16 protein-coding genes are annotated in these 19,620 nt (G+C 32.5%); all 16 read left to right on the top strand.

Going from position 1 to position 19,620, the window contains the following annotated elements:
• Positions 1-203 precede the first annotated feature (203 nt).
• The gene (mraZ, locus tag I6I93_RS00540; protein WP_005956849.1) at positions 204-632 is read left to right on the top strand and encodes a division/cell wall cluster transcriptional repressor MraZ; all 429 of its coding nucleotides are present in this window, start codon (positions 204-206) and stop codon (positions 630-632) included.
• Entirely contained in the window at positions 632-1,570 is a 939-nt protein-coding gene (gene rsmH / locus I6I93_RS00535) for a 16S rRNA (cytosine(1402)-N(4))-methyltransferase RsmH (protein ID WP_112890331.1), read from the top strand. The genes mraZ and rsmH overlap by 1 nt, the downstream gene beginning before the upstream one ends.
• A 1-nt stretch (position 1,571) precedes the next feature.
• Entirely contained in the window at positions 1,572-1,979 is a 408-nt protein-coding gene (locus I6I93_RS00530; RefSeq protein ID WP_112890330.1) for an FtsB family cell division protein, read from the top strand.
• A 10-nt stretch (positions 1,980-1,989) separates the two neighbouring features.
• Positions 1,990-4,461 (top strand): penicillin-binding transpeptidase domain-containing protein, encoded by a 2,472-nt coding sequence (locus I6I93_RS00525; protein WP_112890329.1) that lies wholly within the window; start codon positions 1,990-1,992, stop codon positions 4,459-4,461.
• Positions 4,462-4,472: 11 nt separating this feature from the next.
• On the top strand, positions 4,473-5,423 hold the full coding sequence (mraY, locus tag I6I93_RS00520; protein ID WP_112890328.1) for a phospho-N-acetylmuramoyl-pentapeptide-transferase: 951 nt from the start codon (positions 4,473-4,475) through the stop codon (positions 5,421-5,423).
• A gap of 10 nt (positions 5,424-5,433) precedes the next feature.
• Complete coding sequence (gene murD, locus I6I93_RS00515) at positions 5,434-6,753, top strand: UDP-N-acetylmuramoyl-L-alanine--D-glutamate ligase (RefSeq protein ID WP_112890327.1); 1,320 nt, start codon at positions 5,434-5,436, stop codon at positions 6,751-6,753.
• Positions 6,754-7,860 carry an FtsW/RodA/SpoVE family cell cycle protein gene (locus I6I93_RS00510; protein ID WP_112890326.1) on the top strand — a complete coding sequence of 369 codons (1,107 nt, stop codon included), beginning with the start codon at positions 6,754-6,756 and terminating at the stop codon, positions 7,858-7,860.
• Positions 7,857-8,936, top strand: coding sequence for an undecaprenyldiphospho-muramoylpentapeptide beta-N-acetylglucosaminyltransferase (gene murG, locus I6I93_RS00505; protein ID WP_112890325.1), 1,080 nt, complete (start codon positions 7,857-7,859; stop codon positions 8,934-8,936). Before I6I93_RS00510 ends, murG begins: the two co-directional genes overlap by 4 nt.
• A gap of 4 nt (positions 8,937-8,940) precedes the next feature.
• Positions 8,941-9,807 (top strand): cell division protein FtsQ/DivIB, encoded by an 867-nt coding sequence (locus I6I93_RS00500; RefSeq protein ID WP_112890324.1) that lies wholly within the window; start codon positions 8,941-8,943, stop codon positions 9,805-9,807.
• Between the two features lie 101 nt (positions 9,808-9,908).
• Positions 9,909-11,000, top strand: a complete 1,092-nt coding sequence (gene ftsZ, locus I6I93_RS00495) for a cell division protein FtsZ (protein WP_112890323.1) — start codon at positions 9,909-9,911, stop codon at positions 10,998-11,000.
• A gap of 629 nt (positions 11,001-11,629) precedes the next feature.
• A complete protein-coding gene (gltS, locus tag I6I93_RS00490; RefSeq protein WP_112890322.1) occupies positions 11,630-12,880 on the top strand; it encodes a sodium/glutamate symporter in 1,251 nt (416 codons plus the stop codon).
• A gap of 139 nt (positions 12,881-13,019) precedes the next feature.
• Positions 13,020-13,478 carry a transcriptional regulator NrdR gene (gene nrdR, locus I6I93_RS00485; protein WP_112890321.1) on the top strand — a complete coding sequence of 153 codons (459 nt, stop codon included), beginning with the start codon at positions 13,020-13,022 and terminating at the stop codon, positions 13,476-13,478.
• A 1-nt stretch (position 13,479) separates the two neighbouring features.
• Entirely contained in the window at positions 13,480-14,781 is a 1,302-nt protein-coding gene (locus I6I93_RS00480) for a replication-associated recombination protein A (protein WP_112890320.1), read from the top strand.
• Positions 14,782-14,853: 72 nt separating this feature from the next.
• Positions 14,854-16,242: an asparagine--tRNA ligase gene (asnS, locus tag I6I93_RS00475; protein WP_112890319.1), complete on the top strand. Its 1,389-nt coding sequence runs from the start codon at positions 14,854-14,856 to the stop codon at positions 16,240-16,242.
• 23 nt (positions 16,243-16,265) lie between these two features.
• Complete coding sequence (gene leuS / locus I6I93_RS00470) at positions 16,266-18,677, top strand: leucine--tRNA ligase (RefSeq protein ID WP_112890318.1); 2,412 nt, start codon at positions 16,266-16,268, stop codon at positions 18,675-18,677.
• A gap of 47 nt (positions 18,678-18,724) precedes the next feature.
• Entirely contained in the window at positions 18,725-19,600 is an 876-nt protein-coding gene (locus I6I93_RS00465; RefSeq protein WP_112890317.1) for a YicC/YloC family endoribonuclease, read from the top strand.
• Positions 19,601-19,620: the final 20 nt, after the last annotated feature.

Here is a 19,620-nt window from a genome sequence, read left to right as displayed (position 1 = left end):
AATTAGAAATTCGTTTTACTGACAAGAAAAATTGTATTTTATGAAAACATTATTTATTATAAATAAAAATTTAGGGCCTATAGTCCTATTTTGTTAAAACTAATTAAAAGACTAGAATATGGGGACTTTGTGTAGTAAAATTAACTTAAGTGGAACAAAGTGGAGTAAAAAATAGTTAAAATGGAATAAAGTGGAGAATATTTATGTTAATTGGTGAATTCAGACACAATCTCGACCCCAAGGGAAGAGTAACAATTCCATCAAAGTTTAGAGAAGACCTTTCATCATTTGTTATGACTAAGGGTCTAGATGACTGTCTATTTTTATATCCAAGTGACCAATGGGAAAAAATTGAGAATAAACTAAAGGAACTTCCAATGACTAACAAGGCTGTTAGGTCTTTTGTGAGAACCTTTTTCTCAGGTGCCGTTGACTGTGAACTTGATAAGCAGGGACGTGTATTAATTGGAGAGCACCTAAGAGAATATGCAGACCTTATTGACAAGTGCGTAATAATAGGTCTTTCAAATAGGGCGGAAATTTGGTCAGAAGAAAACTGGAATAAGTACAATGAAGAAGAAGCTCTATCCTATGAAGAGCTTGCTGAAAAAATGTCGGAGTTGGGAATATAATGGAATTTGCACACAAAAGTGTTCTTTTAAATGAGACAATTGAAGGATTAAATGTTAGAGAGGGAAAGATTTACCTCGATGGAACTCTTGGTGGTGCAGGTCATAGCCGTGAAATTCTTAAAAAATTAAAGGGGACTGGACTTTTAATTGGCATTGATCAAGACACAGAAGCTCTTGAAGTTGCTAAAGATAGACTTTCAGCATATAAAAACGTAGAATTTTTTAACTTAAATTACATAGATTATGAAAAAGCTCTTGATGAACTTGGAATTGATAAGATTGATGGAGTCTTACTTGATATTGGAGTTTCCTCCTATCAATTTGATAATCCAGAGAGAGGCTTTTCTTATAGGTTTGATGCTCCACTTGACATGAGAATGGACCAAAACCTTGAAATTTCTGCAAGAGATATTGTAAATAACTACAGTGAAAGCGAAATTACAAGAATTATAAAGGAATATGGAGAAGAGAAGTGGGCAGCAAGGATTGCCAAATTCATTGTAGATGAGAGAAAGAACAAGGAAATTGAAACTACTTTTGAACTTGTTGAAACTATAAAAAAAGCTATTCCTGCAGGTGCTAGAAGAAATGGACCCCATCCAGCCAAAAGAACTTTTCAGGCTTTAAGAATTGAAGTTAATAAAGAGCTTGAAGTTCTAAAAGATTCTATTGAAAGATTTGTAACAAGACTTAACCCAGGTGGAAGAATTGCAATTATAACTTTTCATTCACTAGAAGACAGAATAGTAAAAAATTCCTTTAAATATTTGGAAAAAGATTGTATCTGTCCTCCATCTGCACCAATTTGTACTTGTGACAAGAAAAAAGAAATTAAAATTATAACAAGAAAGCCTATAACTGCAAGTGAAGACGAGTTAAAAGAAAACAACAGGTCTCATTCAGCCAAATTAAGGATTGCCGAAAAATTAGAGGTGTAAAATGGCAAAAAGATTAACTAAAAATCCAAATAAAAGTTATAATATATATAGAAATCAACTTTTAAAAAACAAGCCTTTTATTTTGACTATGGCAATTGTCATTATGGTATTTGCAGCTGTACTCATTATGTATTCACAGATTGCAGGTCTTGACAGGGAAATCCTTAAGCAAAAGGCTGAAATTGAAGAATTAAATAAAACAAAAACAACTCTTGTAGGCGATATTAAAGCTGTAAAATCATCTGCTCAGATAGCAGAAGAAGCAATGTATAAGCTTGGTATGGTTTATCCTTCTGAAGACCAAATAGTTTACATTGATTCAGGGGAAGAAGAAAATTTGGCAGACATTAACTACAACGTATTTTTGAGTCCAATTGTCTCTGTCCTTAGGTCTTTTACAAGAGATTAGGGGGATATAATTGAAAACTAATAAAAGAAAAGCTAGAGATAGAAAAAATAGAGGTGGATTTAAGGCAAAGACAAATAATGCCAACAGATTCATATTTGTATTTTTTATCTTTCTAGCTTTTTTATTTGTAATATTAATTGGTAAACTTCTGTGGATCCAAATAGTTCAGTCAGAAGAACTGACTATTTCAGCCTTAAACCAACTAACTAGGACTGAAGTTATAAACTCTAACAGGGGTATAATCTACGATAGAAATAATAAAGAAATGGCGATCAATGTCACTAAATGTAATGTTTTTTATAACATGGATTATTTAAAAGAGAGAAAAAATGAAAGTGAAAATGACTTTGAAAATAGAAAAGAAAAACTTTATGATGAAGATGCCAAAATTATTTCTGATACAATAGGTGTAGATTACGAGGAAATAAGATCTAAGATGAAGGGCGACAAGGTTGTAAGGCTTGCAACTAACATTGAAAGAGGCAAGGCCCAAGAACTTAAGGACCAGCAAATAAAAATTATCAAGGAAAATAAAGAAAAAAAAGATAATAAAAAATCAAACCTCATTCCTATGTCTATTGACGATGTAACTAGAAGGCTTTATCCTTTTAACAATTTGGCATCCTATATTATTGGATTTACAAATGATGAGAATGTGGGCCAATATGGGATTGAGGCATCCTATGATGAAGAGTTATCAGGAATTTCTGGTAAGAATGTTTCATTAAAGGATAATGCATCAAACAAAATTCCACTAACAGATGAAGAAACTTATGCACCTAAAGAAGGTTACTCAGTGGTTTTATCCATAGATTCAAATATCCAGCAGTTTGCAGAAACTGCAGCTTTGAATGCAAAAAAAGAGAATATGGCAGATAAGGTTTCTATCATAGTTCAGGATACTATGACTGGAGAAATCTTAGCTATGACAACTAAAGATGACTACAATTTAAATGATCCTAGGGCTCCTTTAAATGAAAAACAAGAAGAAGAGTGGGATAAGTTAACTGAAGAAGAAAAAATGGAAATTCTCTATGATAACTGGAGAGACTTTAACGTCAACGATCAGTATGAACCAGGTTCAACCTTTAAACTTATAACAGCAGCAGCTGCTATAGAAGAAAATGCAGCTCAACCAGACTCCCAATATGTATGTAATGGGGCTATGGTAATGGGCAACAACAAATTAACTTGTACTAGTAACACTAGAGGAAAAAAGACCCTTGCAAAGGCAATAGAAGAATCATGTAATATGACTATGATCCAAGTTGGTCGAGACCTAGGAGCTGAAAAGTTTCTTAAATACATAAAGGCTTTTGGTTTTGGTAAAAAAACTGGAATAGAGCTTTATGGGGAATCAACTGGTATAGTTCCAAGGTCTTATAAAGATATAGGCAAGGTTAACCTTGCAACAATGTCTTATGGACACTCAATTGCTGTATCTCCCTTACAACTTATAAATGCAGTAAGTGCAATTTCCAATGGTGGTTATTTAAATAAACCAACACTTATTAAAGAAATGGTAGATGCCAATGGAAATGTAATTGACAGAAAGAGGACTGAACTTAGGAGAAGGGTAATCTCAGAAGAAACTTCTGGTAAAATGAAGATGATGATGAGAAGAGTAGTGGAAAATGGTACAGGTAAACGCGCTCAGGTTCCAGGTTATATAGTTGGTGGTAAGTCTGGTACTGCAAATATTGCTACACCTACAGGTTATCTTGAAGCATATAACTCATCTTTTGTTGGCGTAGCACCACTTAATGACCCAAGGCTAACAGTTCTTGTAGTTATTAACAATCCTAAGGGAGGGATACTTGGTAGTGTAGTTGCAGCTCCAGTAGTTCAAGATGTATTGGAAAAGTCTCTTAACTATATGAAAATTCAAAAAACTGAAGAAGTTGATGAAAAAGATGAGTTTATTTCTGTTCCAAATGTAGGAGGACTCCTTCTTGAAGATGCAGGAAAGATTTTAATTGATTCTGGACTTAAGTTTAACAACAATTCAGAAAATGTGTTACCATATTCTGTTGTCGCTAATCAAAGTCCATCAGCAGGCTCTTATGTCTTAAAAGACACTATAATTGATCTAGCTGTAAATGATAAGGACAGTGGTATTTTAATAATGCCAGACTTTAGCAAGAAGACTAGAAAAGAAAGCCAATCTATTTTAAATTCCATGAATTTAGAGTATAATATCAAGGGAAATGGCGACTTTATATCGCAAAGTCCAAGACCTGGTCAAAAGTTAAGTGGAAATGAAAGTGTAACTCTTAACTATTCAAAAATAGACCAAGAAAATATAAGTGACGAAACTAATAAAAATACTAATAACTCTTCTAATGAAACAAATTTAAAAAACAAGAAAAACTTAGAAGAAAATAAAAATTCAAAAAAAGATAAAAGAAATAAAAAAGATATTAAAAAATCTAAGAAAAACACAAATAATAAGAAGGAAAATAGAAACAATAAAAGGAATTAGGTTAAAAAACGATGAATTATGTAATTAATATAGGCTTGGGATTTGTTCTTTCCATAATTTTTGGAAAAATTATAATTCCCATATTAAAAAGTTTACACGCAGGACAAAGTATAAGAGAAGATGGACCCCAGTCTCACTTAATTAAAAGTGGGACTCCAACTATAGGTGGATTAATATTTTTAGCATCTGTTATTGTGACAAGTCTTATAACAGCAAACTTTAAAGTTTCAGTTTTAATGATATTATTCTCAACTCTTGCCTTTGGAGCAGTTGGTTTTATTGATGACTACATCAAGGTTGTAATGAAGAGAAACTTAGGACTTCGTGCCTATCAAAAGTTACTCCTTCAAATTTTAGTTGCAGTTATTTTAATAATATACCAATACAATTCTAAAGGAATGGGGACAGATTTATATATTCCCTTTTTAAAAGACTATAGGTCCATAGGATTTTTATATATTCCCTTTGTTATCTTTGTAATTGTGGGTACAGTGAATTCAGTAAACTTAACTGATGGTTTAGATGGACTTTCAACAAGCGTGACAATTATTTGCCTAATATTTTTTAATATTGTTGCAGCTAAATTTCAAAGATATGAAATTTCTCTATTTTGCCTTGCCTTAGCAGGTGCTTTAATGGGATTCTTATACTACAATAAGTTTCCAGCAAAAGTTTTTATGGGAGACACAGGATCTCTTGCCTTAGGTGGAGCAATTTCTGCCATAGCATTTCTTTTAAATGTGCCCTTAATTTTACCTATTGCAGGTGGAATTTACTTTATAGAAACACTTTCAGTTATAATTCAAGTAATTAGCTTTAAAACTAGGGGAAAGAGAGTTTTCCTTATGTCACCACTTCACCATCATTTTGAACACAAGGGATGGCATGAGAAAAAGATAGTAGCAGTATTTTCATTAGTAGAAATTATACTTTGTGTGATTTCTTACTTAATATTATTTTAGGTGATTTAAGATGATAGAAAACAAAAATATTTTAATTATGGGTTTTGGGGTCACTGGAAAGACGGCCCTAAAATTTTTAAAAGAATTTCCATGCAAGATTTATGTTTACGATAGCAATCAAGACCTTCATAAGTTAAATGTAGAAGAAGATTTTATAATTTTTAAGGAAGAAGACCTTGATTATATTGACTTAATAGTTAAAAGTCCTGGAATATATCCTTTCCATGAACTTTTAGAAAAGGCCAGAGAGAAAAACATAGAGATTATTTCAGATATTGAACTTAGCTATAGAAATTTAAAAACTGAAAATGTAATTGCAGTTACTGGTACAAACGGCAAGACGACGACAACTACAATTCTTGGAGATATTCTAAAAAGAGTAGCAAAGACTTATGTTGTAGGAAATATTGGAAGAGGGATTCTTGAAATCACTAAAGAAGCAAGTGATAATGATTATGTAGTAATAGAGGCATCATCCTTCCAACTAGAAGACACAATTGATTTCAAGCCCCACATAGGAGTCTTAACCTATGTAACCAGTGATCATTTAGACTGGCATAAGACAAGACAAAATTACGTAGATGCAAAATTTAAAATCTTTAAAAATCAAGACGAAAATGACTTTGCAATTTTAAACTATGAAGATAAGGATCTTGCTGAAGAATATAAGTTCAAGGCAGAAAAATATTATTTTTCTATGGAAAAGATAGGGGATAAGGGAGCTTATGTTGATAATGGAAAAATTTATTTTAATAATGGAGAAAAGACAGAAGAAGTCTTAGATATTAAAGACATAAAAATTCCTGGAGACCATAATGTAAGAAATATTATGGCAGCTATTATTGCTTGTAAACTTCTAAATATTGACCTAGATCTTATTAAAAAATCCATTCTTTCTTTTACAGGAGTAGAACACAGGATTGAATTTGTAAGAGAAGTTGACGGAGTAAAATATTATAACGACTCCAAGGGAACTAATCCAGATTCAACAGAAGTAGCTGTTGCTGCTATGGATGGAGACGTAGTCTTGATAGCTGGTGGATACGACAAGGGTGCAGATTTTGATAATCTAATAGAAAAGTCTAAAGATAAAATAAAGACAGCAATCTTATTTGGAGAAACTGCAGAAAAAATCTCTAATTCTTGTAAAAAATCTGGAGTAGAGTTTTACATTACTGAAGACTTAAAAAAAACTGTAGAACTTGCTAGGAAACTTTCTTCAAGTGGAGACGATGTTCTTTTATCACCTGCGTGTGCTTCATGGGATATGTATAAAAGTTATGAAATAAGGGGTCAACACTTCAAGGACCTTGTCAAAGAGTTGATGTAGATGAAGTTAAAAAAGGAAATAAAAGATATTGATTTGATGCTGCTTTTGACCACAGTGTTTCTTATTGTAATTGGTCTTATAGCAGTTACTTCAGCTTCCTTTCCAACTGCAAAAAAATATAATTTAAATAGCTTTCACTACTTGGCAAGACAATCTGGCTTTTTAATAATAGGAATTATTGCTCTTTTATTGATTTTAAAGATGCCAAGAGCAGTAATTTATAAAAATATAGATTGGTTGTTTCCAGTAAGTATCGTTTTAATACTACTCTTGTGGTCTCCACTTGGTGACAAGTCGAAGGGACAAGTAAGGTGGCTAGATCTTAAAATATTAAGGTTTCAACCTTCAGATATTTTAAAATTATCTTCAATAATTTACTTATCAAAATACTTGGCGAGAAATATTTATTCCTTAAAAGACAGAAAAATATTTTTAATAGCAGTTGCTATAATGGGTATATCTGTTGGACCAATTATGATTAAGGACTTTTCAACAGCGGTTGTTATTGGTGTGTCACTATTTGCCATACTTCTTGCGGCTGGAATAAATAAAAAACAATTCTTATTCTTAGTTGTATTAGGTATAGGTCTTATATTTGTAATTTTAATGGACCCAGAAAATAAGTTTAGGCTTATGAGAATTTTTGGGTTTGTGTCTGACTCAACAGACTACCAATCGGCTGCCCTCTATCAATCAAGGCAATCTCTTTATGCCTTTGCTTTGGGAGGTTACTCTGGAGTAGGTTTATTTAGATCGAGACAAAAGTATACAAACCTTCCAGAAGCTTATACAGACTTTATCTTTTCTGTAATAGCAGAAGAATTTGGTTTTATTGGAACTTTTATAGTAATATTATTATTTATAATTTATATTTATAGGGGATACATGATAGCCTTTAAGGCCACAAATTATTTTGATAAATTCACTGCTATTGGCATGACAACCTACATTGGAATCCAGGCCTTTTTTAATATGGGAGTTTGCGCAAAAATTCTTCCAGTAACAGGTATAACCTTACCTTTTATTTCCTATGGAGGTACAGCACTTGTAATGGCACTTGTATCAACAGCTATTTTATTAAAGATTTCGAAAGAAGGCACAGTATGAAATATATTTTATCCGGCGGAGGTACTGGGGGACATATATACCCAGCACTTGCTATTGGAGAAGAGATAAAAAAGAAAGACAAGGACGCAGAAATTCTCTATGTTGGAAAAAAAGATTCTTTAGAAGAAGAATTGGCAAAAAAATATAATTTTGAATTTAAAGGCATTGATATTTCTGGTCTTCCGAGAAAAAAATTAAATAAGGACACAGTTATTACCTTCTTTAACCTAATGAAAGGATTAAGAGAATGTAATAAAATATTAAATGATTTTAAACCAGATATTGTCATTGGAACTGGTGGATATGTTTGTGCACCAATAGTTTTTAAGGCTCAACAGAAAAAAATAAAGACAGTAGTTCAAGAACAAAATGCCTATCCAGGCAAGACCAATAAAATCCTTGCTAAAAAGGCCGATTATGTCTTTATTAACTTTGAAGAAGCAAAAAAATATCTAGATAATGACAATATTATCTTTACTGGTAACCCTGTAAGAGATGTTTTTTTCCACTTAAACAGGGAAAAATCGAGGAAAGAATTAAATATAAAAAAAGATGAGAAATTTGTATTTTGTTTTGGAGGCTCTGGTGGACAAGAATCTACTAACGATGCAATATTAGAAATCCTAAGAAAAAATGAAAGTCTTCCCTTTAAACTAACTCATGTAACAGGTAGAGAACATTATGATGGATTCATGGAAAAGGCACCTGACCTTCCAGACAATGTGGAAATCCTTGATTATACTCACAAGGTTTATGATTATTTATCCAGCGCAGATCTAGTTATAGCTTCGTCATCAGCTATGACCCTTGCAGAGATATCAGCCCTTGGCATAGCATCAATTTTAATTCCAAAGGCCTATACTGCAGGAAACCACCAATACTATAACGCAATGAGTTACAAGGGTATGGGTGCATCTTCAGTTATTGAAGAAAAGGACTTAAATGGAGAAAGTCTCTTAAATGAAATTAATAAAATTCTTGATGATAATAATGAAAGAAATAAAATGGCAGAAAACTCAAAGAAACTTGCCAGCCTAGATGCTGTTTCAAAAATTGTTGATATGATTATAGAGTGATTTTATGAAAAAGATGGAAAAGAAAAAAAGAAAACTGAATAAAAAAAGAAAATATTTTAGGATTTTTAGCAGATTTTTCATATTCTTTTCCTTCATATTTTTAATAATTTTTGCCCTTAAAAATTCAAATTTTTTTAATGTGAAAAGTATTAACATAGAGGGCAATCAAAATGTTAGTGCAGGCAAGATAAAAAAAGTTTCTCAACTTCAAAAGGGAAGCAAATTTTTTGTAATATCAAAAAAAGACAGGATAGAAAAATTAGAAAGCATCCCTTATATAGAGGATGCCAAAATTTCCTATAACCTTAGAGGAAAAGTTACCATAAAGGTGAAAGAAAGACTTCCTTACTATCAATTGGAATCTACTGAATATTTGTTAGTTGATGATAAATTTAGGATTCTTGAAAATTCAGACAAAAAATCTGATAACTTGGTTAATTTGTCAGGCTTTAATGTAGAGAACCCTCAAGCCGGGAATTATATTTTAACTAACTCAGAGGACCAAGAAAAAAGAAATCTTTTATTGTCCCTAAGACAAGATGAATATTCGCTTCATGGAAACATAAGGGATATTGAACTTTTAGATTCTATTTCAACTTTTACGACAGTTGACGGAATTAAAATTGAATTTGGATCCTATTCTAATGTTGATTATAAACTCAAGATGCTTTCATTAATACTTAAGGATATAAGTACAACAAATAAGAATGCCATCATAATTCAAATGGAAAAGGGTGAAAGCCCAATACTTATTACTGACGGGGAAGATAATAAAAAGTCAGATGAAAAAGAGAAAAAAACTTCAATTAAAGATGAAGAGAAAAATAAATCTTATAGAGAAATAAATAAGCTTGACGAAAACGCAAATTAAAGGTCACAATTGACCTTTAGATATTGACTATTTAACAGTATTTCTATAAAATGATAGTAATGAATATAAAAATAATTAATTAGTATACGAGGAGGATGTTTATGTTGGAATTCGATATGGACCAAGACGATTTTGCCAAAATTAAAGTAGTTGGCGTTGGTGGCGGCGGAAACAACGCTGTTAATAGAATGATTGAAGCTGGAGTTAAGGGCGTTGAATTTTTAGTATTTAACACAGATAGACAAGCACTTAAAAATTCAAATGCTGAAACAAAAATTCAATTAGGTGAAAAAATCACTAAGGGACTTGGAGCAGGTGCTAATCCAGAAATTGGTGAACAAGCTGCTGAAGAATCTTTAGATGAAATCAGAGAAGCTCTTGATGGCGCTGATATGGTATTTATCACTGCAGGAATGGGTGGAGGAACTGGTACTGGTGCAGCTCCTGTTATTGCAGATGTTGCAAAAGAGTTAGGTCTACTTACTGTTGGTGTTGTTACAAAACCTTTTACATTTGAAGGAAGAAAGAGAGCAAAATCTGCTGAATCAGGTATTAATGCTCTTAAGGGAAAGGTTGATACATTAGTTATAATTCCAAACGACAGACTTCTTAGCATTGCAGATAAAAAGACAAGCTTCTCACAAGCCTTTGAAATGGCAGATGACATACTAAAACAAGGTATCCAAGGTATTTCAGACTTAATCTCTGTTCCTAACCTAATTAACCTTGACTTTGCTGACGTTAAGACAATTATGTATGATAAGGGCATTGCTCACATGGGTATTGGCCGTGCATCTGGTGATGACAGAGCTACTGAAGCAGCTAAACTTGCAATAAACTCTCCTCTACTAGAAACTTCTATTGAAGGAGCAAAATCTGTTCTTCTAAATATTACAGCAGGTTCAGATCTTGGTATCTTCGAAGTTAATGAAGCAGCAGACCTTATTAGAGACTGTGTATCTGAAGATGCTAACATTATCTTTGGTGCAGGTATTGATGAAACACTTAAAGACGAAGTTAAGATTACAGTTATAGCAACTGAATTTGACCAATATAAAGAAGATAAGAAAGACAAGAAAGATAAGAAAGTTGAACTTAACCAAAAATCTCCCATTGAATCCCTTGAAAATGATGATGATGAAGATAATGGAGAACTTAAAATCCCTTCTTTCTTAAGAATTAATAGAAAATAAATTTAATTTAAGATTTAGGACATTGGAGACAATGTCCTTTTTTAATGTCTTAATATCTGTTGGGGAGTAAATCTTTAACAGATATTTTTATTATAAAAATAGAACTTATAAGAAATTAGTCACAAACTAAAAAATAAATAAAAACAAAACCAGGAGAGGCAAATAAGTGCAAAATAATAAAAGAGATTTGTTAGCTTTTTAAAATAGAATTTTTCTTAACTTACTGGAGATAAATAGTTTTTTCATATGTATGCTTTTATTCAATAGAAGTAATTAGGATTATAGAAAAGAAATTTTATATAATTTACAATAAATTTATTTTTCGTTTTAAGTAAAATGGTTTAAAAGAGAATACATTATTGCAAGTTGTGAAAATGTTTTTATGACATAAAATTTTCTTTTTTAAAAATTTCTTATTGATTTAAAATTTTTAAAAATTAGGCATGAATATTCACTCAACTAACTAAAAAATTATGCTTACGAAAAGTGTTAGAAATCATCTATAATTTATTAAATAATTAAAAAAAACTAAAAAAATTAAACAAATGATAAAAATAAAAAAATATTGTTATTTTAAATATTTTTTTGTTATAATACTCTTTGTGAGAAAAAAATAAAGGAGGAGAAGAATGAATTTATCATTTAACTTAATGCAAACGGTAGGATTTGCAATCATGGTTTACTACATAGGTAAATTTTTAAGAAATAAGGTTTACTTCTTTCAAAAATTCTGTGTTCCAGCACCAGTAATCGGGGGATTCTTATTTGCAATCATTAGATTCTTATTACAAGTTGGTGGAATTGCAACTTTTGAATTTGATCAAGCCTTACAAAATCCATTTATGATGGTATTCTTTACTGCTATTGGTGTTGGGGCAGACCTTGACACATTGAAAAAGGGTGGAAAAGGATTCTTAATATTCTGGTTAATTTCAGCAATATTAGTTCTAGGACAAGATACAATAGGACTAGTTCTTGCTAAGGTATTAAAACAAAATCCACTACTTGGACTTATCTGTGGTTCAGTTACTATGGTTGGTGGTCACGGATCAGCTGGAGCTTGGGGAAGTACCTTCGCTCAACTTGGTCTTGACAATGCGAAGACTTTTGGACTTGCAGCAGCAACTTTCGGTGTTATCATGGGATCTCTAATTGGAGGACCTGTTGGATCAACACTTATTAGCAGAAACAAACTTTCTGGAAATAAAACAAAATCTTCAAACTACGATGATGTTCTTGAACACTTGGAAGAGAACAATGCTGGTGAAGGCTACGAAAGAGTAGTACCTCTACAAGCTGGAGACTTTATTAAAGTTCTTGGACTTATTTTCGTTTCAATTGGATTTGGTTCAATTCTACAAGAATTCATTAGAACTCACGTATCAATTATGGGCAAAGAATTAAACTTACCAGCTTATGTAACTTCAATGATTATAGCAGGTATCTTTGTTAATACAATTGGTAAAGAAGGACGTCTAATGGTTAACCAAAGAGCAAACTCTATCTGTGGAGACGTTGGACTAAATGTATTCCTAGTAATGGCATTAATCGACATCAACCTAATTGACCTTAAGGAAGTTGCAGGACCAATGCTTATTATCCTATTTGCTCAAACAGCATTTATGCTATTCTTTGCTTATGTTGTTACATTCTGGGCAATGGGTAAAAATTACGACGCAGCAGTACTTTCTGGTGGTATGTGTGGATTTGGTATGGGTGCTACTTATAACGCACTTGCAAACATGGACTCAATCACTGAAAGATTTGGTCCATCACCAAAAGCATACTTTATACTTCCAATGGTTGGAGCTTTTGCTATCGACATTACAAACTCAGTATTTATTACCATATTCTTAAATATTGCACAAAGTATGTCATAAAATTAAAAGAAAATATAAAAATTGGCTGGGCCTAGTGGCTCAGCTTTTTTTATGCTTTCTTAGAATTGATTAATAAAATTTTAAGTGATATTATAATTTTAATGGTCCTTAAGGGCCTTATTTAAATGAGGTGAGAATAATGAAGTGTCCTTTTTGTGGATATGGTGACTCTAAGGTTTTAGACACAAGGCCAACTGATGAAGGTAATACTATAAGAAGAAGGCGCGAGTGTCTAAACTGTCAAAAGAGATTCACTACTTATGAAAAAATTGAGCAATCACCAATTATGGTAATTAAGAAAGATGGAAACAGACAGGCCTTTGACAGAGAGAAAATTATCAGAGGTATGATAAAGTCTTGTGAGAAGAGACCTGTGTCTGCTGCTGATATAGAAGATGCTGTAAACAATATAGAAAAGAAAATCGAAAACTCTATGAAGAAAGAAATTAGTTCTCTTGAAGTTGGAGAGATGGTAATGGAAGAACTAAAGGACCTAGATGAGGTTTCTTATGTTAGGTTTGCATCTGTATATAGGGAATTTAAAGATCTTCAATCCTTTGTTGATGAGCTTGAGAATTTTGTAAAAAAGAAGAATTAATATGGATTTATTTGAACTTAGCATGCAAAAAAATTTAGAAAGTCAAGCACCTCTGGCTGATAGGATGAGACCAAGAAATTTGGAAGAATTTTTTGGTCAAGATCATATTATAGGAGAGGGCAAGTATCTTTCCAGGCTTATAAAAAGTGATAGGCTAACTTCTGTATTGTTTTATGGTCCACCAGGAGTTGGTAAGACAACTCTTGCAGAGATAATTGCTAGAACAACTAATAAAAATTTTGTTAAATTATCTGCTGTAACATCTAACCTAAAGGAGCTTCGTGAAGTTTTGAAAAAGTCGGAAGACTCTATGAAGTTTGATAATGTATCAACAATAGTTTTTATTGATGAGATCCATAGATTTAACAAGAGCCAGCAAGATGCTCTCCTACCCTTTGTCGAAAGAGGAGTTATTAGTCTAATAGGTGCTACAACAGAGAACCCCTATTTTGAAGTCAATAGAGCTCTCTTATCGAGAATGCAAATAATAAATTTATATCCTCTAGAAAACAAGGATTTAGAAAAAATGATGGATATGGCTTTAGCTGATAAGGAACGTGGACTTGGAAGGGAAAATATAGAAATCACTGAAGAGGCAAGAAATATTTTAATAAAAAATTCAAATGGAGATGGTAGATATCTCTTAAACAGCTTAGAGATTGCTGCATTATCAACAGATGAAGTTGATGGAAAAATATTTTTAGATAAAGATGTAATAGAAAACTCTCTTCTCATAAAAAATGTTAGGTACGATAAGAATAATAATGAGCACTATGACACTATATCTGCCTTTATAAAGTCCATGAGGGGGTCAGACCCAAATGCCGCCCTAATTTATCTTGCAAAGATGCTTGAAGGCGGAGAGGACATCAAATTTATTGCGAGAAGGCTTATAATTTTTGCTTCAGAAGATGTGGGCAATGCAAATCCAGAAGCAATTCAAGTTGCATCGGCTTGTTTTAACAATATAAATGCTGTTGGAATGCCTGAAGCCAGAATTATCTTAGCCCAAACTGCAACTTATTTAGCATCATCAGAAAAATCCAATGCAGCTTATGCAGGAATAAATAAGGCCATGGAGGATGTGAGAAATTCAACTAACATTGATATACCCAGGTATATAAGGGATAAAAGAAACCCAAACAATGAAACTGATGAAAAATACTTATATCCTCACGATTATGAGAATGCTTATGTAGACCAAAAATATATGCCAGATAATTTTAAGGGCAGAAAATATTATGAGCCAAAAAATATTGGCTATGAAAGAAAAATAAAAGATTACTTAGACAGTTTAAAGTGAGTTAAATTGACAAATAGAGCATTTAATTATATACTTAACAATTAAGTAAGAAATTGAAAATTAGGAGGAATTATGTCAATTAGCATTAGAGAAATTTTTAAAAATCCAGAGGATTTTTTAGATAAAGAAATAGTATTAAGTGGTTGGGTAAAAACATCTAGAGCTTCAAAAAACTTCGGTTTTATTGAACTCACTGATGGAACAGTTTTTAAACCAATTCAAGTAGTTTATGGTAAAGAATTAGAAAACTTTGATGAAGTTGAAAAATTTCCAATAAGCTCTTCTTTAGAAATCAGTGGAAAAATTGTTAAGTCACCTGGTAAAAACCAATCTTATGAATTACAAGCAAGTAAGATAGAAGCAATTTGTTCATCTGATCCATCATATCCACTTCAAAAGAAAAGACACACAATGGAATACCTAAGAACAATAGCTCACTTACGTCCAAGAGCAAATACATTTAATGCTGTCTTTAGAGTAAGATCACTAATTGCTTATGCAATTCACAAGTTCTTCCAAGAAAAGGGATTTGTTTACGTCCATGCTCCAATTATCACAACATCAGATGCTGAAGGAGCAGGAGAAATGTTCCAAGTAACAACTCTTGACATTGATAAAATTGCAAAATCAGAACCTACTGAAGTTGACTACTCAAAGGACTTCTTCGATAAAAAGACTCACCTTACAGTGTCTGGTCAACTAGAAGCTGAAGCTTTTGCAGAAGCCTTTAGAGATATTTATACTTTTGGACCTACATTTAGGGCAGAAAATTCAAATACACAAAGACACGCTGCAGAATTCTGGATGATTGAACCAGAAATGGCCTTTGCTGATCTTAATGTAAATATGGACGTATCAGAAGAAATGTTAAAATATATTATTTCTTATGTCCTTGAAAATGCACCACAAGAAATGGAATTCTTTAACAACTTCATTGACAAGGGTCTATTAGAAAGATTACAAAATGTAGTTGATAACGAGTTTGCAAGAATAACTTATACAGAAGCTATTGAAATTCTTGAAAAGGCTGATAAGGAATTTAATTATCCTGTAAGCTGGGGAATTGACCTACAAACAGAACATGAAAGATATATTACTGAAGAAGTTTACAAGAAACCAGTTTTCGTAACTGATTATCCAAAGGAAATCAAGGCTTTCTATATGTATGAAAATGAAGACAAGAAAACTGTAGCAGCTATGGACCTTCTAGTTCCAGGTGTTGGCGAAATCATTGGAGGAAGCCAAAGGGAACACAGATTTGACGTTCTAGAAGAAAAGATGCAAAACATTGGAATGGATATGGACACTTATGATTGGTATCTTGATTTAAGAAGATATGGATCTGTAGTCCACTCAGGATTTGGTCTTGGATTTGAAAGAGCAGTAATGTATATAACTGGAATGAAAAATATAAGAGACGTAATTCCATTCCCAAGAACTGTTGGAAATGCTGAATTTTAATTTTTGAAATTTTAGGAGTTAATATGAATAAATACACACCAAGTGATATAGAAAAAAAGTGGCAAGACTTTTGGGATGAACATGAATCCTTTGTATGTGAAAATAATTCAGACAAGGAAAAGTTTTATGCCCTTGTAGAATTCCCTTATCCATCTGGACAAGGACTTCACGTAGGTCACCCAAGGCCTTACACTGCCCTAGATATTGTTTCTAGGATGAAGAGGATGCAAGGTTATAACGTACTTTACCCAATGGGATGGGATGCCTTTGGTCTTCCAACAGAAAACTATGCAATAAAAAATAAAATCCATCCAGCTATTGTTACTAAAAATAATATTGCTCACTTTAAAAAACAATTAAAGTCAATTGGATTTTCCTTTGACTGGTCTAGGGAAATTAACACAACTGATCCAGAATACTACAAGTGGACACAATGGATTTTCCTACAACTTTATAAACACGGACTTGCTTACAAGAAAGAAATGCCAATAAACTGGTGCCCTTCATGTAAGGTTGGACTTTCTAATGAAGAAGTTGTTGGTGGAAAGTGCGAAAGATGTGGAGAAGAAGTTGTAAGACGTGTTAAGAGCCAATGGATGCTTAAAATAACCGAGTATGCAGATAGACTTATCGAAGACTTAGACGATCTTGACTTTATCGATAGGGTTGTAACACAACAAAAAAACTGGATTGGTAGAAGTGAAGGAGCAAGTATTAACTTTTCACTGAAAGACTTTGATGAACAACTTGAAGTTTTCACAACTAGACCAGATACAATTTATGGTGCAACTTATATGGTAATTGCGCCAGAACACCCATTAATTGAAGAACATGCTGATAAGATTGAAAACTTAGATGAAATAAATGCCTACAAAGAAGAATGTTCAAAGAAAAGTGATTTCGAAAGAACTGAACTTGAAAAAGACAAGTCTGGTGTAGAAATAAAAGGTATTAAGGCAATTAACCCCCTTACAAATAAAGAAATTCCAATTTGGATTTCTGATTATGTCCTTATGACATATGGAACAGGTGCTATTATGGCAGTGCCAGCTCACGATGATCGTGACTATGACTTTGCAAAGAAATTTGGACTTGAAATTATCCCTGTTATAGAAGGATCTGATGTATCAGAACATGCAAATACAGAAACATCTACAGGAAAAATGATTAATTCAGAAATCCTAAATGGACTTGAAGTTAAAGATGCCATCGCTAAGATGATAGACTATCTTGAAGAACATAAACTTGGAGATAGAAAAGTTAATTATAAATTGAGAGACTGGGTATTCTCAAGGCAAAGATATTGGGGAGAACCAATTCCAATAGTTCACTGCGAAAAATGTGGTTATGTAGCTCTTCCAGAAGAAGAACTTCCACTTTTACTTCCAGAAGTAGAAAATTACGAACCAACTGATTCTGGAGAATCACCACTTGCAAAGATGACTGATTGGGTAAACACTACTTGTCCAAAATGTGGTGGACCAGCAAAGAGAGAAACAGATACAATGCCACAATGGGCAGGATCATCTTGGTACTTCTTAAGATATACTGACCCACACAATGATGAAGCACTTGCAAGCAAGGAAGCTCTTGATTATTGGATGCCAGTTGATTGGTACAATGGTGGTATGGAACATACTACACTTCACCTTCTATATTCAAGATTCTGGCACAAGTTCTTATACGATATTGGAGTAGTTCCAACTAAGGAACCTTATCAAAAGAGAACTTCACACGGTATGATTCTTGGTGGAAACAATGAAAAAATGTCAAAATCAAGGGGTAACGTAGTAAATCCTGACGATATTGTTAGAGATTACGGTGCAGACACTTTAAGATGTTATGAAATGTTTATTGGTGATTTTGAAAAACCTGTACCTTGGTCAGAAAATGGAGTTAAGGGCTGTAGAAGATTCTTGGAAAGAGTTTGGAATCTACAAGAAATTGTAGTTGAGGGAGATGACTACAGTAAAGAATTAGTCTCAGAAATACACAAGACTATCAAAAAGGTTACTGAAGATTATGCTCACTTAAAGGCAAATACTGCAATTGCTCAACTTATGACTCTATCAAATGAATTTAATGATGCTGGAAAAATCACTAAAGAAGACCTTAGAACTTTCTTAATTTTACTAAATCCAGTTGCACCACATATAACAGAAGAATTGTGGCAAGTATGTGAACTTGGTGGAGTATTATCAGAACAAGCTTGGCCTGAATATAAGGAAGAGCTTACTATTGATAATGAAATAGAGCTTCCAGTTCAATTTAACGGTAAAGTTAGATATACAATTAAGATAGAGAGAGATGCTTCCCAAGATGAAGTATTAGAAATTGCAGAAAAGGATGAACTTTTCGCAAAAAATACAGAGGGCAAGAATATAGTTAAGAAAATATATATTCCAAATAAGATTGTAAATATGGTTGTAAAATAAAATGAAAAGCACTTTTTAGTGCTTTTTGTTCTTTATAAGGAGTTTTTATGAATAGCATGACTGGCTACGGCCTTTTTGAAAAAAGATGTGAGGATTTCTATATTAAAGTTGAGATGAAGTCTGTGAATAACAGGTATCTAGACATTAATGTGAGAATGCCTGGGTCAATTATGTATGCAGAAGAAGCTGTTAAATCTTTTATTAAGTCAAAAATCAAAAGAGGCAAGGTTGATGTATTCATAAATTTTGAATATTTGGATTCAAGCCAGGTTGAAATTGATATTGACTATGAGCTGCTAAATAAGTATATTATTATAAGTAAAGAATTAGAAGAGAAGTTGGGAGTAGCTTCTGATATATCATTTTCTAAGTTGATGAGAGACTCAAATATTATCAAACCACAAAAAGCAGAGTTTGATGGAGATTATATAAAAGAAGAACTTTTAAAAGTGCTAGATGAAGCTGCAAATGAATTTGTAAAATCTAGATCTTTTGAAGGTGAAAAGATAAAAGAAGACTTTCAAATAAAGCTTGAAGAAGTCAAAAGACTTACTGACTTTATAGAAGATAGAGCTCCTATTAGTTTAAAGGAAAATGAAAATAGATTGAGAGAAAGGGTAGCCGAGTTTCTTCAATCAAGTGAAATAAATGAAGATAGAATTTTGACAGAAATAGCAATAATGCTTGATAAACTTTCAATTGATGAAGAAATTACAAGGCTTAAAATTCACACTCACAATTTTAATGATATAATAAATCAAGAGGGACCAATTGGCAGAAAGTTAGACTTTTTAATTCAAGAGATGAACAGAGAGTCCAACACCATAGGTTCAAAATCAAATGATATTGAAATTACAAGTGCTGTTGTAATGCTAAAATCAGAAATAGAAAAATTGCGTGAACAAGCGCAAAATGTTGAATAAAATACTTAGGATGGTGATAA

This window comes from Peptoniphilus harei (genome assembly GCF_016726485.1).
GTDB classification, from domain to species: domain Bacteria; phylum Bacillota; class Clostridia; order Tissierellales; family Peptoniphilaceae; genus Peptoniphilus_A; species Peptoniphilus_A harei.
Note: the sequence above shows the minus strand (reverse complement) of the source record. Positions and strands in the feature narration are given on the sequence as shown.

Excerpts from the sequence above, each read along its gene's own strand:
- mraZ (WP_005956849.1), top strand. The coding sequence starts at position 204 with ATGTTAATTGGTGAATTCAGACACAATCTCGACCCCAAGGGAAGAGTA.
- rsmH (WP_112890331.1), top strand. The coding sequence starts at position 632 with ATGGAATTTGCACACAAAAGTGTTCTTTTAAATGAGACAATTGAAGGA.
- I6I93_RS00530 (WP_112890330.1), top strand. The coding sequence starts at position 1,572 with ATGGCAAAAAGATTAACTAAAAATCCAAATAAAAGTTATAATATATAT.
- mraY (WP_112890328.1), top strand. The coding sequence starts at position 4,473 with ATGAATTATGTAATTAATATAGGCTTGGGATTTGTTCTTTCCATAATT.
- murD (WP_112890327.1), top strand. The coding sequence starts at position 5,434 with ATGATAGAAAACAAAAATATTTTAATTATGGGTTTTGGGGTCACTGGA.
- I6I93_RS00510 (WP_112890326.1), top strand. The coding sequence starts at position 6,754 with ATGAAGTTAAAAAAGGAAATAAAAGATATTGATTTGATGCTGCTTTTG.
- murG (WP_112890325.1), top strand. The coding sequence starts at position 7,857 with ATGAAATATATTTTATCCGGCGGAGGTACTGGGGGACATATATACCCA.
- I6I93_RS00500 (WP_112890324.1), top strand. The coding sequence starts at position 8,941 with ATGAAAAAGATGGAAAAGAAAAAAAGAAAACTGAATAAAAAAAGAAAA.
- ftsZ (WP_112890323.1), top strand. The coding sequence starts at position 9,909 with ATGTTGGAATTCGATATGGACCAAGACGATTTTGCCAAAATTAAAGTA.
- gltS (WP_112890322.1), top strand. The coding sequence starts at position 11,630 with ATGAATTTATCATTTAACTTAATGCAAACGGTAGGATTTGCAATCATG.
- nrdR (WP_112890321.1), top strand. The coding sequence starts at position 13,020 with ATGAAGTGTCCTTTTTGTGGATATGGTGACTCTAAGGTTTTAGACACA.
- I6I93_RS00480 (WP_112890320.1), top strand. The coding sequence starts at position 13,480 with ATGGATTTATTTGAACTTAGCATGCAAAAAAATTTAGAAAGTCAAGCA.
- asnS (WP_112890319.1), top strand. The coding sequence starts at position 14,854 with ATGTCAATTAGCATTAGAGAAATTTTTAAAAATCCAGAGGATTTTTTA.
- leuS (WP_112890318.1), top strand. The coding sequence starts at position 16,266 with ATGAATAAATACACACCAAGTGATATAGAAAAAAAGTGGCAAGACTTT.
- I6I93_RS00465 (WP_112890317.1), top strand. The coding sequence starts at position 18,725 with ATGAATAGCATGACTGGCTACGGCCTTTTTGAAAAAAGATGTGAGGAT.